This is a genomic window from Pseudomonas fragariae (ex Marin et al. 2024) (assembly GCF_059621105.1).
Map to the genome: position 1 here is coordinate 1580791 of NZ_CM184369.1, position 15050 is coordinate 1595840.

Consider the following 15050-nt stretch of genomic DNA (forward strand, 5'->3'; position numbering starts at 1 on the left):
GAACCGAAGGTTTGATCCCATGCGCTATATCAGTACTCGCGGGCAAGCGCCTGCATTGAATTTCGAAGACGTGCTGTTGACTGGTCTGGCCAGCGATGGTGGCCTCTACGTGCCGGAAAACCTGCCGCGCTTCACGCAGGAAGAGATCGCTTCCTGGGCAGGTCTGCCTTATCACGAACTCGCCTTCCGGGTGATGCGCCCCTTCGTGGCGGGCAGCATCCCGGATGCCGACTTCAAAAAGATTCTCGAAGAGACCTACGGCGTGTTTGCCCATAGCGCTGTTGCGCCGCTGCGCCAGCTGCATGGCAACGAGTGGGTACTCGAACTGTTCCATGGCCCGACGCTGGCGTTCAAGGACTTCGCACTGCAACTGCTCGGCCGCCTGCTCGACTATATTCTGGCCAAGCGTGGCCAGCGTGTCGTGATCATCGGCGCGACCTCGGGCGACACCGGTTCTGCGGCCATCGAAGGCTGCCGTCGCTGCGACAACGTCGACATCTTCATCCTGCACCCGAACAACCGGGTGTCCGATGTACAACGTCGGCAGATGACCACGCTCTTCGGCGACAACATTCATAACATCGCAGTCGAAGGCAACTTCGACGACTGCCAGGAAATGGTCAAGGCCAGCTTCGCTGATCAGAGCTTCCTGAAGGGCACTCCTCTGGTCGCGGTCAACTCGATCAACTGGGCGCGGATCATGGCTCAGATCGTCTACTACTTCCACGCGTCGCTGCAGTTGGGCGGACCTGCGCGTTCGGTATCGTTCTCGGTACCGACCGGTAATTTCGGCGATATCTTTGCCGGTTATCTGGCGCGCAATATGGGCCTGCCGATCAATCAGTTGATCGTTGCCACCAACCGCAACGACATCCTGCACCGCTTCATGAGCGGCAATCAGTACGTCAAGGAAACCCTGCACGCCACGCTGTCGCCTTCCATGGACATCATGGTGTCGTCCAACTTCGAGCGCCTGCTGTTCGACATGCACGGTCGCAACGGCGCTGCCATTGCCGAGTTGATGAGCACGTTCCGCCAGGGTGGCGGTTTCAGCGTCGAGGAAGAGCGCTGGACCGAGACCCGCAAACTGTTCGATTCGCTGGCAGTCAGTGACGAGGACACCTGCACGACCATCGCCGAAGTGTTCGCCAGCACTGGCGAGTTGCTCGACCCGCATACCGCTATCGGGGTGAAGGCTGCGCGTGAATGCCGGCGCAGTCTGGACACGCCGATGGTGATTCTGGGCACCGCGCATCCGGTCAAGTTTCCGGAAGCGGTTGAGAAAGCCGGTGTAGGAAAAGCGCTTGAACTACCTGCACATTTGTCTGATTTGTTCGAGCGCGACGAGCGCTGTACGGTTCTGCCAAATGACCTGAAAGCCATACAGGCGTTTGTCAGCCAGCACGGCAATCGCGGCAAACCGCTCTGACAGAAGCGTTGTGTAACAACTTTAGGCCCGCCATCTGGCGGGCCTTTCTGTTTCTACGTGCCAAACTTCGCTGGTTTTTCGAACCATAGAGTCGGGTCATTCGTAGTGAAGCAGGCAAGTATGCAAAGCGTAGTCAGGGAGACAGGCAGCACATCGAGATGCCGCGCATGGCGCCGGGTGTGGATGTTGCTGGCGCTGGTTTTTGCCGGGGCAGCCAATGCGGCGCAAAGCTTGCCGTTTTCACTGACAGCTCCTTTTGTGGCTTCAGCGGATATGGTTCTCGAAGATCAGGACCGGGCCTGGCTCGACCAGCGCAAGGTGCTTCAGGTCGGCATTGCGATCGCAGACTACGAACCGATCGACATCACCAGTGACCGCAACCGTTATCAGGGCATCAGTGCCGACTACCTGGGGCTGGTCAGCGACCAGTTGAACCTCCCGGTGCAGGTCACCGGTTTTGCCAAGCGTGACGAGGCTATCGAGGCGCTGCGCGACGGCAAGATAGATCTGCTGACCAGTGCCAATGGTTTCGAACGGGGTGTGAAAGGACTGTCCTTCTCAACCGAGTACATGCCCGATCGATCGGTCGTGGTTGGCCGCGGCAACGATCTGAGCCCGTCGTCGAGCCTGGCCGGCAAGAAGGTCGTACTGCTTGATGGCTATGCCGATTCGGACGTGCTGCACCGCATTTATCCTGACAGCCAGATCATTATTGCGCCTAACCTCTACAGTGCTCTGGAAGCCCTGAGTCAGGGTGAAGTAGACGTGTTCATCGGTAACGAAGTCATCGTCCGTACCTACACTGCCCTGCGGCCCTATCTCGGTTTGCAGATCAAATTCGAAAGTCGTCTGCCCCCGGTGGGGTTTTCCTTTGCGGTCAGGGATGACGAGCAGCGCTTGCTGACCTTCATCAATCGGGCCCTGGACAGCATCGCACCTTCGACCAGTCGTGAAGTGCTCGGCCGCTGGACCATGGGGCTGGGCGCCGACGTGGAAGGACAACGTATTCGCCTCACCAGTGCCGAGCGACGCTGGCTGCTCAAGCATCCGAGTGTGACCATCGCGACCGTGCAGCACCCACCGTATATCTACAAAGACAATAACGGCCACTGGGTAGGGTTGAACGCAGATGTGCTGTCACGTATCTCGCGCATGACCGGCTTGCAGTTCGTCCATCAGGAGTCACTTTCCACGCAGCAGAGCATCGACGTGCTGCGCGCCGGCCAGGCCGACATGAACACCACGCTCGCGGAAAATACCGAGCGCCGAAGGTTTCTGGACTTTACCTATTCGTTCGGCGGCAATAGCTGGATGTTCGTGGTGCGCTCCGACCACTCGTCCCGCATATCGCTCGACAGTCTGGCCGGGAAAGTACTGGCACTGCCGGCCAGGCATGCGCTCGAAGACCTGATCAGGCGCGAACACCCCTTGATCCAGCTGCGGCTGGTCAATACCTATGATCAGGCTCGCGCGCTGGTGGAAAGTGGTGCTGCCGACGCGACCATTCAGAATGAAGTGGGGGCCTACCTGTTTCCGTCCGGAGAATTGAAGGTCGCCAGAAGTGTTGAAGGTCAATGGTCACCCGACAGATTTTCAGTGATCAAGACCCAGCCCGAACTGCTGGGGATTCTGAACAAGGCGCTGGAGGAGTTCCCGGTGGCCGAATTGCGCTCGATCCGTCTGAAGTGGCTGGGATCGGCGCTGCCTCAGCCGTCGCTCTGGGCGCGCATACCGCCGTGGGTATTCTGGGTGGTGTCCCTGGCGCTGCTGACCGGGCTTGTGTCGCTGGCCTGGAGCAGTCGCCTCAAGGTGCAGATTCGCCAGCGGCAAAGGGCGCAAAGACAGCTCAATGATCAACTGGCCTTCAAGCACGCGCTGCTCGACGGTATCCCCAATCCGATCTATGTGCGCGATCTCAAAGGGCGCCTGATTTCCTGCAACCGCAGCTACGAGCAGAGTCTGGGCATCAGTTTCGAACAGATGAATGGCCGACGCCTCACGGACGTCAATCTGATTCCGCGTGCGTTGGCCGAGCAGATGCATACCGATTACCTCAATCTGCTGGAAAATCATCAGCCGGTCTTTTCCGATCGCACCATCGAACTGCCTGGCAAACGTATGGATGTCTGGCAATGGACGGTGCCTTTCTTCGCCGCCGATGGTCAGCTGCAGGGGCTGCTCGGCGGCTGGATCGATATCACCGAACGCAAGCAACTGGAACAGCAGCTTCAGGAAGCCACGCGTCTCGCCGCTCAGGCCAACGAGGCAAAAAGCGCTTTTCTGGCCAGCATGAGCCATGAAATTCGTACGCCGATGGGGGCAATCATTGGCTTGCTGGAACTGGAATGCGAACAGGCCTTGCGCTTGGGCACGATGCCGTCGCAAGGCCTGCAAGTGGCTCACCGCTCGGCTACGGAGCTGGTCGCGCTGATTGGCGAAAGTCTTGATCTGGCCAGAATCGAAGCGGGCGGCATGCAGTTGTCACTGGCTGTCACCTCCCTGCAAGGGCTTTTCGACGGTGTGATCGAGCTTTTTTCCGCACAGGCTCGGGAAAAGGGGGTGGAGCTACGCCTGGAACTCTCCGCGCAGGCGCGCGGCGACTACTGGCTGGATCCCTTGAGGTTGCGTCAGGTGTTGCACAATGTGCTGGGCAACGCCTTGAAGTTCACCCGTCAAGGTGCGGTGGTCGTGAGGCTCGATGTGACCAGCGATTCGCCTGACTCCACGCATGTGCGCATTGGTATCCAGGACAGTGGCGAAGGTATCGATCCGCAGCGTCAGCAGCAGGTATTTCAACCTTTCACTCAGGCGAACGACGACACGGCCGCACACTACGGGGGCAGCGGGCTGGGGTTGAGCATCACCCGGCAACTGGTGGCGCTGATGAAGGGCGATATCAGCCTGCACAGCGAGCCGGGCAAGGGGACCCTGGTTACCATCGACCTGCCGTTGACCAGGGTGAGCGAGCCGGTTTTGCCAGCGGACGATGTGACGGATGCGCCTGTCGACACGCGTAGTCTTCATCTGTTGGTGGTCGATGACATGTCCGCCAATCGCCTGGTATTGACCCGCCAGCTGGAGTTTCTTGGCCATCAGGTAACGGCTGTCGAAGATGGCAAGGCGGCGTTGTCGAATTGGTGTGAAGGGGCGTTCGATGCGATCATCACCGATTGCAATATGCCGGGTATCAGCGGCTACGCGTTGACCCAGGCCATTCGCCAGATCGAAGAGAAAGAGCAGCGTCAGCGCTGCCCGGTGATTGGCTGTACCGCCAACGCGATGAGTGACGAGGCGGCACGTTGCGAGCAGGCAGGCATGGACGGCCTGCTGATCAAGCCGCTGTCGCTGGCGCGTCTGGCCCAAGAGCTGGCGGATCGGGTACGCGAGCCGACGTTCGACATCGGCACGCTGCAAGCCATGACTCAGGCCAACCCGCAACAAATGCAACGGTTGCTGAGCGAGTTATGGAAGAACCTCAGGCATGAGCACGCGTTGCTGGAGCCCGCAGTGTCGGCCAATGACTGGAAGACCCTGGGCGCCTGTCTGCATCGGCTCAAGGGCGCGGCGAGTCTGGTCGATGCAGTGCCGCTCGCCAAGGCGTGTGCCGCGCTGGACGACAGTGTACGGCTGCAGAGCGCAGCCAGGCTGGCCGAACGCTGGCAGGTACTGGAAGTGGCCATGACCGGTCTGCGCGCGGATATCGAATTGCAACTGGTGGCCGTGCCCGAGACCGCGGTGCCAGGCGCTTGAATCCTGCGGAAAACCTGTGGCGTGTTTAGGACATGTCCTATGGGGCGGGTCTGCGGGACGAGCTACAGTTAATGCTATCCCGGGCCGATGGCTCTGACTCCGCAGGCGTGATCGTGCACTCACTCAAGGTTCTGATTCTCGAAGACCATCCCTTCCAGCTGATGGCTCTGCATCAGATGCTCAACGCCAATCAAGTGTTCGATGTGCTGGTGGCCGACAGCGTCGAGGTCGCCAGGCTTTCGCTGCAAAGCCGCGGCCCTGTCGACATCGCGATCTGCGACTTGCAGATGGAAGGGCCTGATGGTCTGGAACTGATCCGCTTCATGGCTGAGAACGGCCTGGCGCGAGCGCTGATCATTGTCAGCTGTTCCGCCGCCTGCGTGCTGGAAGGGGCCGCGCAGCTGGCGCTCGCCCAAGGTCTGAATGTTCTGGGGTATGTGCAGAAACCTGCTTCCGCCGGGGCGTTGTACGAGTTGCTCGAGGCCTATGGGCCTGGCCGCTCGGACTGTATAGAGCAGGCATCGCCGGGCAGCGCGTTCAGAGCTCTTTCCGCCATCGAATTGTTTGACCCGACAGGCAGCGGACCGATAGACGTGGCGTCCATTGCCGAACAATGGATCACCTATTTTCAACCCAAGGTCAGTCTGCAGGGCGAGTTGCTGGGGGCCGAAGCGTTGGTTCGCTGGCAGCATCCGGTGTATGGCCTGCTGGCCCCCGGGCGATTCATCGAGGCCATCGAGGCTGAAGGGCTGACCGTTGCGTTGACCTGGCGGGTGCTGGATCAGGCCCTGCAGTTCTCTGCGCAGGTCATGCGCGAGCAGGGCGAGCCGCTGTCGGTTGCCGTCAACATTGATCCACAAGTGCTGCAACAACTGGATTTCGCCGAGCAGATCACGCAGGCGCTTGCCCGTCATGGCGTGCCGGCCACCGCGCTGACCCTGGAAATTATCGAGCAGGACGCCGCACGGCCGGAAACCTGGCAGCTCGAAGGCCTGCTGAGGTTGTGCATGCAGGGTTGCAAGTTGTCCATCGATGACTTTGGCATGGGCGCTTCGAATATGGACCGGCTTCTGCAATTACCTTTCAGCGAACTGAAAATACCGACCGAGTTCGTGCGCGGCATGGCCGACGACGCGCGTAAATCGGCGGTAGTGGCCGGTGCCTTGCTCATGGCGCAGCGGCTGTCGATGTCGGTCGTGGTTGAAGGGGTCGAGACGATTGAAGACGTCCACAGTCTGCTGGCGTTGGGCGATCCGGCCATTCAAGGGTATTTCATTGCGCGCCCGATGCCTGCCTCGGCGTTCATGCGCTGGATGGCTGAGCATGATAGCAGCCACCTGCACGCCGTTTCGAAGGACGACCGGCCTCAGGACATGCCGCTTTCCTGCAAATAAATGAACAGGGCTGCGTCATTGGCCAGTCCGAGCTTGCGCATGGCGGCGACTTTCTGGGCGCTGACGGTCTGTTTGCTGCGATTGAGTTGCGCAGCGATCTGGCCAACCGTATGGCCGGCCGAGAGCAGGCGTAACACCTCAAGTTCCCGCGGCGACAAGCGATCTGCCGGCACAAGTGTGTCGTGTCCGTGCTGCCGGGCCTCTCTGAGTACCCTGCGTACGGATTGGGCGACGAAAAGCTCACCGCGCCTGACCCCCTGGATGGCAGCAGGCAGTTCTCCGGCAAGGCTGGCCTTGCTCAACAGACCCCGGACATCCAGGTCGAGCATGGACTGAAACAGTCCGGCATTGCTCAGGGTCGTGACAACGATCACCGGCAGCGCCGGAAAGTCCCGGCGGATGCGCTGCAGCAGACGCAGGCCATCGTTCTGCCGTTCAACGGGCATCATGAAGTCAGTCACCAGCACATCGCAGGCGTGGCGTTCGAGTACCTGAAGCAGTTCGTCCGGATTGCAGGCCTCGGCGACGACGCTGGCCAGATTGTTCTGCTCCAGTACGACCCGCAGGCCGATGAGAAAAATCGGGTGGTCATCAGCCACGATGACCCGCAACGGGCGATCAGCGGAATCGCTCAAGAGGTGGCTCCGTGAAAAAGGCTATACGGGTATTGCATGCGATAGAGGTGTTTAACGCAGTGATCAAGAGCATAGGCACCTTGTAGGACGTGTAGCGGAATTATGTTGGATTCTTCCTACAAGCTGACTTTCTGTTGTCATCGGCGTCCGGTTTTTTCCTTGTCACATTCAACAGGCATGCTCGAAATGACAGACAGGTGCTGCGATCTGGCGATAGAAAGAACTTTCTGCTGTCGCCGATGGTCATTGGTTAGCACCTTTGCATTCAAACTGTTGAGTGGTGATCCGGATGGAAAATATCAGCTTACTGCTAAGCGAAGCGCTGGCTCCCTATCAGGCCAGTATTGGCCCGGCCGGTTCTCGGGGCGAACGTCTGGTGACTCTGAAAGATAAAGCGGGCACCTGTGTGATCGAGCGCGCATTCGGCGCTGATCAGCTGAGCGACAAGCGTCAGCTCACCGACGTGGTAGACGGCCTGCGCCGCGATCTGATGGTTGCCGAGGGTCGAATCGAACCCTGTGTCATCGCTGCCATGCGCAATGCTGCAATCAGTCGCACGTTTGTCGGCACCCCATCATTTGCTTAACAGTTGCTTAACCGGCGACAACGATTCTGGAACCTGACGGGTTCTATGCACTCCTATCCATTACGTCAGACTTGATCATTGTGCTCCGGTGATCAAGGGCTGACGTACTGACCAGCATGGTCATGTTTACCCCGAGCAGGTCCCCCTCTGCCCGGGGTTTCTTTTGTCCGCTCATTCCTTGTCCAGCAGCGCCTTGACGTCCTCCAGGTAGCTGGCCCGTTGCGCGGGTTCCAGCCACTGCGCATAAAAGCCCATCAGGCTGGTTTCGCGCAGCACGCGCATCTCGCGGTTGATCAGCGCAATGGCCTGCTGGCCTTTGGGTGAGTTGCTGCAACTGACATAGACGAACTGGTATGCAGGGTTGCCCTTGATCGGCAAGAAGGCCAGCTCCTCGGGCCTTATGCCTTGTTGCATGGCGTGATAGCGCGCTTCCGGCCAGAAGCTGATAAAGGCCTGCAGACGCTCCAGACGCTCCATTTGCAGCAGGCTGCCGACGGCATCGTTACCGTAGTGCGGCACAAGGACGTCTTCATCGACGTCGTGCAACGTGTGGTCGATCACTTCTCCATAGCTGCGTTCGGCAACGATGCCCAATTTGATCTTCCGGCTGGCCATCAACGCCGCCACGTCGATTTTTCCGTCTTCTACGTAGGGCTCGAACTTCGACATCTCCTCCTTGCGTACAATCAGACCGCTGCTCAGTACCGCACCGATCGGTATGGAAAAAAGCAGGGTTCTGGCTCTTTCTGCCGTCCACAGCATGGTGGGATCACAATTGAGAGACGTCTCGTCGCTCAGCATTTGCAGAGCCCTGGCGCGGTTGACCCGCATCAGCACGTGATCGTATTCGGGCATTTGCGCAGTCAGCAATGGCATGAGCTGATCAATTGCACCTTGCCCGCGCATGGCACCGGAAAAAATCGTCGAAGGGGGGATGTCGCGCATCAGCCAGGTCAGCGTCTCCCTGGCCTGGCTGGCGCACGACGTGGCAGCCAGCGACAGGGCGAGCATCAATCGAGCCGTTGTGCAGTACGAGGCAGGAAGGGGCATTCGCGGGTGTCATCCTCGAAAAGGGTTCAACGGTCTGAGGTAGGGTTGGCAGCTCTTTGAATGGCGCTGCGCCAGTGGCGTCACATTCAGGTGCCCCGGTTGGGAGTCCGGGCGCTCGCTGCAGATCGTCTTTAGCACAGATATGTATCAGAAATTTGTTTCAAACTATCGATTTTTGTTCGTCCTGCAAATGGGGGGCAAACACACCCTTGCGCGAGCAAGTTCGTTCACAGGCCCGGCATCGGGTAGACTTGCCGTCTTCCCTCCAGACTCTAGAAGCCCGTTCATGGCCCAGCCGTCCACGACCTACAAATTCGAACTCAATCTCACCGACCTTGATCGCGGCGTGTACGAGAGCGTCAAGCAGACCATTGCCCGCCATCCTTCGGAAACCGAAGAGCGCATGACTGTGCGTCTGCTGGCCTATGCCTTCTGGTACAACGAACAGTTGTCGTTCGGTCGTGGCCTGTCAGATGTGGACGAACCCGCACTGTGGGAAAAAAGCCTGGATGACCGGGTTCTGCACTGGATCGAAGTGGGGCAGCCGGATGCCGACCGACTGACCTGGTGCTCGCGCCGTACCGAACGCACCAGCCTGCTGGCCTATGGCAGCTTGCGCGTCTGGGAAGGCAAGGTCATCCCGGCGATCAAGAACCTGAAAAACGTCAATATCGCCGCCGTCCCGCAGGAAGTGCTGGAAGTGCTGGCCAAAGACATGCCGCGGGTCATCAAGTGGGATGTGATGATCAGTGAAGGGACGGTGTTCGTCACTGACGACCGTGGCCAGCACGAGGTCCAGTTGCAATGGCTTGCGGGCGAGCGCGGCTGACAGCCGCCGGTTCCGTTCGAAAAACATTCATCGACACTGCACAGAGAATCAGCTGACCCGCATGCGCATCGAACCTCGTCCATTGCCCGACACCTTGCCGTTCCTTGGCGACCTGCCGCCCTTGCTCACTCGTCTGTACGCAGCACGAGGTGTGGCCTGCGAGGCCGAACTGGACAAAAGCCTGGCGCGGCTGATCCCCTATCAGCAACTCAAGGGGATCGATGCAGCGGTAGACCTGCTGGTCACTGCGCTGCGCGAGGGCCAGCGCATGTTGATCGTCGGCGATTTCGACGCCGATGGCGCGACCGCCAGCACCGTGGGTGTTCTGGGACTGCGTCTGCTGGGCGCAGTGCATGTGGATTATCTGGTGCCCAACCGGTTTGAATATGGCTACGGCCTTACGCCGGAAATCGTCGAAGTGGCATTGCAGCGCGAACCTCAGCTGTTGATCACCGTGGATAACGGCATTTCGAGCGTCGAGGGTGTAGCAGCGGCCAAGGCGGCCGGCTTGCAGGTACTGGTGACCGATCACCATTTGCCTGGGCATGAGCTTCCGGCCGCAGACGCCATCGTCAACCCGAATCAGCCAGGCTGTACCTTTCCCAGCAAGTCGCTGGCCGGTGTCGGGGTCATTTTCTACGTACTGATGGCCTTGCGGGCGCGTCTGCGCGAGACCGGCTGGTTCGAGAGCAATCAGCGTGCCCAGCCCAATCTGGGCGAGCTTCTGGATTTGGTCGCGCTGGGCAGTGTGGCCGATGTGGTGCCGCTGGACGCCAACAACCGCATTCTGGTCCATCAGGGGCTGATGCGTATCCGTGCCGGGCGTGCCAGACCGGGGCTGCGCGCCATTCTCGAAGTTGCACGACGTGAACCTTCGCGCATCACCTCCACCGACCTGGGGTTCATTCTCGGGCCACGCCTGAACGCGGCAGGGCGCCTGGATGACATGAGCCTGGGCATCGAATGCCTGCTCTGCGACGACCCGACACTGGCGCGGGAAATGGCCGTGCAGCTGGACGAATTGAACCAGGATCGCAAATCCATCGAGCAGGGCATGCAGCGTGAAGCACTCGCGCAGCTCAAGGACCTGCCGCTGGAGTCGATGCCGTTTGGCCTCTGCCTGTTCGATGCCGAATGGCACCAGGGTGTCATCGGCATCCTCGCTTCGCGTCTCAAGGAGCGTTACCACCGCCCGACCATCGCGTTCGCCAGCGCCGGGGAGGGCGTGCTCAAAGGCTCGGCCCGCTCGGTGCCAGGGTTTCACATTCGCGACGCGCTGGACGCCGTGGCGGCCAGTCATCCGCACCTGATCAGCAAGTTCGGCGGCCACGCGATGGCGGCAGGTCTCTCGCTGCCTGAAGAGAACTTCCCGGCATTTGCCGCAGCGTTCGACCAGGAGGTGCGTCGTCAGCTCGATGAGCAGGACCTGACCGGGCGTCTGCTGTCCGACGGCTCGCTGGCCGTCGAGGAGTTTCATCTGGAACTGGCCCGTGCACTGCGCAATGCCGGTCCCTGGGGGCAGCACTTCCCGGAGCCTTTGTTCCACGGCGTGTTTCAGCTGGTCGAGCAACGGGTGGTGGGCGAGCGTCATTTGAAGATGGTGCTCAAGACCGAGTGCGGCAGCGTCAAGCTCGATGGCATTGCGTTCGGCGTTGACCGGGATATCTGGCCCAATCCGAATATCCGCTGGGTCGAGCTGGCCTACAAACTCGATCTCAACGAGTTTCGCGGTAACGAAACCGTGCAATTGATGGTGGTGCATATCGCGCCACGCTGACGATAGCAGGAACCCCTCTCGCTAACGGGGTGTCGACACTACACGGTCTGTCAAACCTGTTCTTTGAATGAACGGAACCTGGACACCTGAATTTTTATTACGAGAGGTTGCCATGAGCCTGCTGCTTGAACCCTATACCCTGCGTCAATTGACCCTTCGCAATCGCATTGCCGTATCGCCGATGTGCCAGTATTCCAGTGTCGACGGCCTGGCCAACGACTGGCACCTGGTTCACTTGGGCAGTCGTGCTGTCGGCGGTGCCGGCCTGGTCATCACCGAAGCAATGGCGGTGACGCCGGACGGCCGCATCACTCCCGAAGACCTCGGGCTGTGGAATGACGAGCAGATCGAACCGCTGCAACGTATCACCCGCTTTATCAACGCTCAGGGCGCGGTTGCCGGCGTCCAGCTGGCGCATGCCGGCCGCAAGGCCAGCACCTGGCGCCCGTGGCTTGGCAAGCACGGCAGTATTTCCCTCAATGAAGGTGGCTGGACGCCGGTCGGGCCTTCGGCGATCGCCTTCGATCCGCAGCACACTGCCCCTGTGCAATTGAGCGAGACGCAGATCCAGGAGTTGATCAAGGCGTTTGTCGATTCCGCACGGCGTGCCCTGGAGGCAGGCTTCAAAGTCGTGGAAATCCACGCTGCCCATGGCTATTTGCTGCATCAGTTCCTGTCGCCCCTGAGCAACCAGCGCACCGACGAGTATGGCGGTTCATTCGAGAACCGCATTCGCCTGACGCTGCAAGTCACCGAAGCCGTGCGTGCGGTGTGGCCTGCAGAGCTGCCAGTGTTCGTTCGCGTGTCCGCCACCGACTGGGTGGAAGACGGCTGGAACGCCGATGAAACGGTCGAGCTGGCGCGTCGCTTGAAAGCCATCGGGACCGATCTGATCGATGTATCGTCGGGCGGTACGTCAGCCAAGGCGGAAATTCCGGTCGGCCCAGGCTACCAGACGCGCTTTGCCGAGCGGGTTCGCAAGGAGTCCGAGATCGCAACGGGCACGGTGGGCATGATTACCGATCCGGCGCAGGCAGAGCACATTCTGCGCACCGGGCAGGCCGATATCATCCTGCTGGCGCGTGAGCTGCTGCGTGATCCGTACTGGCCGCTGCGTGCCGATGAAGACCTGGGTGGGCGCCTGGCAACCTGGCCTGCGCAGTACCAGCGCGCCACACACCGTGATCAGCCGATTCATGAGTCAGATCTGCGCGACTGATCGCCAGTCGGCTCACGGATAGCAATACCCGAAAAATGAGCGCCGTAGGGCGCTCATTTTTTGTTACTCGCCTTCCAGCAGCTCGGTGACGCGGCCAATCAGTTCGGCAATCGCAAAGGGCTTGGGCAGCACGTGCATGCCCGGCTCCAGCGTGTCATGCGCCAACGCGGCGTTTTCAGCATAACCGGTCACAAACAGGATTTTCAGGTCGGGCCGGACATCCCGCGCCGCGTCTGCGACCTGCCGACCGTTCATGCCGCCCGGCAGACCGACGTCGGTGATCAGCAGGTCGATGGCCGCCTTGGACTGCAGAATGGTCAGCGCATCGGCGCCTCGTTCAGCCTGCAAAACAATATAGCCAAGGTCTTCGAGCAACTCCGTGATGAGCAAGCGCACGGCGGGCTCGTCATCGACCACCAGAATGGTTTCGTCGCCGGTGCTGGAGGCGGGGACTTGCAGCGGGCTGTCATCGAAGGCCACTGTTTCAGCTTCGCCTTCGTGCATCGGCAGCAGAATGCTGACTTTCGAACCCTCGCCAACCTTTGACGTGATGTAGACGCCGCCACCTGACTGCCGTGCAAAACCGTAAATCATCGACAACCCCAGTCCGGTGCCCATGCCTGTCGGTTTGGTGGTGAAGAACGGGTCGAAGGCCCTCGCCATGACGTCGTTGCTCATGCCCGTGCCGGAGTCGCTGACGGACAGTTCCACATAGCGGCCTGCAGGCAACTGATACCGGGTCGCCGTGACTGCAGTCAGGTGACGGTTGCCCGTCTGGATCAGCAGCTTTCCGCCATCGGGCATGGCGTCCTTGGCGTTGATGCACAGGTTGAGCAGTGAATTTTCCAGTTGATGCGGGTCAACCAGGGTCGCCCACAGCCCGCGTGAGGCATTGACCTGCATATCGATGGCCGGACCTACGGTGCGTCGGATCAGCTCGTCCATGCCCGCGACCAGCAGGTCGATATCGGTAGCCTTGGGCGCCAGTGTCTGACGGCGCGAAAATGCCAGCAGTCGATGTGTCAGGGATGCCGCGCGTCGCGAACCTTCCAGTGCGGCGTTGATGTAGCGGTCCAGCTCTGTGAAGCGTTCCTGTCTGATCCTCGACAGGAGCAGCTCCATGTTGCCGGTCACGCCCATCAGCAGGTTGTTGAAGTCATGAGCCAGACCGCCGGTCAATTGCCCGACCGCTTCCATTTTCTGCGATTGAATCAAGGCCTCTTCGGCGATACGCAGTGCCTTGATGCGGTCCTTTTCGTGGGTCAGGTGTTTGCCCAGCGCAAAAATGATTCCATTGCCGGGTGCCGCGGTCCAGCCGAACCAGTGATAGCTGCCGTCGACGTGCTGATAACGATTTTCAAACAGCGGCAGCACATGGTTGATGGTGTGTTTCAGAGCATTCTGGGTGCCGCTGACATCATCCGGATGCAGCAGGGTCATGATGGAGGTGCCCAGCAGCTCGTGTTCCGGGTGGCCCAGCAGCGCTGTCCAGGCCGGGTTTACCCGCAGAAAGATACCGTTGAAATCGAGTATCGCCAGCGGGTCCGGAGATATCTCCCAAAACGTGTCCAGCTCCAGCGTGCGTTGCTCCAGCCTGGCGGTCTGCTGTCGTTCCAGGCTGACCAGGTCATCGATCAGTTTCAGGCGTTTGCGTTCGCTATCCTGCAGCGCCTGCTGGTTGAGGACATGCGCGGTGGTTTCGTTGGTGATGCAGAACATGCCGACAACCACGCCGTATTCGTCGATTACCGGTGAAAACGAAAATGACCACCATGTCTGTTCGACCTCGCCGTAGCGTGCCATGGTCAGCGGCATATCCGTGTAGCGGCAGGGCTTGCCGGCAAACGCATCGATCACCAGCGGCGCGACCTGATCCCAGACGTCAGCCCACAGATCCGGAATGAGTGCGCCGATAGCGTTGTCCTTGCGCGGGCCGAGAATCGGCGTATAGGCGTCATTGTGGAAAAACACCAGATCCGGCCCCCAGAGCAGGTACATGGACTCCGGGGAATTGAGGATCAGATTCAGGGTGTTTTTCAGCGATACCGGCCAGTGCTCGATCGGTCCGAGTGAAGTCTGGCTCCAGTCCCTGGATCGGATAATCCCGGCGGCCTTGCCGTTGGCGGTCGGGAAACCAGTGGGCGATATCACTTGGGACAAACTCCTGAAAATCTGCATGGAGGGGCAGTGGCATTCATATGAATATGGATGTGTGTTCGATCAGTCCAGGAAAGGGGCTGCATACCTGACTTTACCTGCAGCCTGTCCTTATTGACTCTTTGCCACAGGCGCCGGTTGCACGCATTTCGCCGATAAGCGGGGCAGATTGACGAACGGGTATCGGTGCAACTCCGTAACATCCGGAAGCACACCGGTAAGGG

Annotated in this window: 10 protein-coding genes; 7 read left to right on the plus strand and 3 right to left on the minus strand. The window is 59.9% G+C overall.

Annotation, left to right across the window (positions count from 1 at the left end):
* Positions 1–19: 19 nt before the first annotated feature.
* The 3 genes from thrC (at position 20) to AC54XV_RS07195 (ending at position 6573) form a co-directional block, all read left to right on the plus strand.
* The gene (thrC, locus tag AC54XV_RS07185) at positions 20–1429 is read left to right on the plus strand and encodes a threonine synthase (RefSeq protein WP_004406380.1); all 1410 of its coding nucleotides are present in this window, start codon (positions 20–22) and stop codon (positions 1427–1429) included.
* A gap of 183 nt (positions 1430–1612) precedes the next feature.
* Positions 1613–5179 (plus strand): ATP-binding protein, encoded by a 3567-nt coding sequence (locus AC54XV_RS07190; protein ID WP_496718921.1) that lies wholly within the window; start codon positions 1613–1615, stop codon positions 5177–5179.
* Between the two features lie 113 nt (positions 5180–5292).
* Complete coding sequence (locus AC54XV_RS07195; protein WP_496718232.1) at positions 5293–6573, plus strand: EAL domain-containing response regulator; 1281 nt, start codon at positions 5293–5295, stop codon at positions 6571–6573.
* Here AC54XV_RS07195 and AC54XV_RS07200 read toward each other — a convergent pair.
* Positions 6546–7208, minus strand: coding sequence for a response regulator (locus AC54XV_RS07200; RefSeq protein ID WP_024639877.1), 663 nt, complete (start codon positions 7206–7208; stop codon positions 6546–6548). The genes AC54XV_RS07195 and AC54XV_RS07200 overlap by 28 nt on opposite strands.
* 289 nt (positions 7209–7497) lie before the next feature.
* On the opposite strand from AC54XV_RS07200, the gene AC54XV_RS07205 reads away from it, so the two are divergent.
* Positions 7498–7794: a DUF3509 domain-containing protein gene (locus AC54XV_RS07205; protein ID WP_004406361.1), complete on the plus strand. Its 297-nt coding sequence runs from the start codon at positions 7498–7500 to the stop codon at positions 7792–7794.
* Between the two features lie 171 nt (positions 7795–7965).
* Here the strand turns inward: AC54XV_RS07205 and AC54XV_RS07210 are convergent, their stop codons facing one another.
* Complete coding sequence (locus AC54XV_RS07210; RefSeq protein ID WP_162885226.1) at positions 7966–8805, minus strand: TIGR02285 family protein; 840 nt, start codon at positions 8803–8805, stop codon at positions 7966–7968.
* A 325-nt stretch (positions 8806–9130) separates the two neighbouring features.
* Here AC54XV_RS07210 and AC54XV_RS07215 point away from each other — a divergent pair, with 325 nt between their 5' ends.
* The 3 genes from AC54XV_RS07215 to AC54XV_RS07225 all read left to right on the plus strand — a co-directional run bounded on the left by AC54XV_RS07215 (position 9131) and on the right by AC54XV_RS07225 (position 12669).
* Complete coding sequence (locus tag AC54XV_RS07215) at positions 9131–9673, plus strand: YaeQ family protein (protein ID WP_003314240.1); 543 nt, start codon at positions 9131–9133, stop codon at positions 9671–9673.
* 61 nt (positions 9674–9734) lie between these two features.
* Positions 9735–11450: a single-stranded-DNA-specific exonuclease RecJ gene (recJ, locus tag AC54XV_RS07220; RefSeq protein WP_011266941.1), complete on the plus strand. Its 1716-nt coding sequence runs from the start codon at positions 9735–9737 to the stop codon at positions 11448–11450.
* Between the two features lie 112 nt (positions 11451–11562).
* Entirely contained in the window at positions 11563–12669 is a 1107-nt protein-coding gene (locus tag AC54XV_RS07225; RefSeq protein ID WP_058398415.1) for an NADH:flavin oxidoreductase/NADH oxidase, read from the plus strand.
* Between the two features lie 63 nt (positions 12670–12732).
* On the opposite strand, the gene AC54XV_RS07230 is transcribed toward AC54XV_RS07225, so the two are convergent.
* Positions 12733–14820 carry a response regulator gene (locus tag AC54XV_RS07230; protein ID WP_104724441.1) on the minus strand — a complete coding sequence of 696 codons (2088 nt, stop codon included), beginning with the start codon at positions 14818–14820 and terminating at the stop codon, positions 12733–12735.
* Between the last annotated feature and the right edge of the window lie 230 nt (positions 14821–15050).

Coding starts and splice junctions, on each gene's coding strand:
- thrC (WP_004406380.1), top strand. CDS start 20: ATGCGCTATATCAGTACTCGCGGGCAAGCGCCTGCATTGAATTTCGAA.
- AC54XV_RS07190 (WP_496718921.1), top strand. CDS start 1,613: ATGTTGCTGGCGCTGGTTTTTGCCGGGGCAGCCAATGCGGCGCAAAGC.
- AC54XV_RS07205 (WP_004406361.1), top strand. CDS start 7,498: ATGGAAAATATCAGCTTACTGCTAAGCGAAGCGCTGGCTCCCTATCAG.
- AC54XV_RS07210 (WP_162885226.1), bottom strand. CDS start 8,805: ATGCTCGCCCTGTCGCTGGCTGCCACGTCGTGCGCCAGCCAGGCCAGG.
- AC54XV_RS07215 (WP_003314240.1), top strand. CDS start 9,131: ATGGCCCAGCCGTCCACGACCTACAAATTCGAACTCAATCTCACCGAC.
- recJ (WP_011266941.1), top strand. CDS start 9,735: ATGCGCATCGAACCTCGTCCATTGCCCGACACCTTGCCGTTCCTTGGC.
- AC54XV_RS07225 (WP_058398415.1), top strand. CDS start 11,563: ATGAGCCTGCTGCTTGAACCCTATACCCTGCGTCAATTGACCCTTCGC.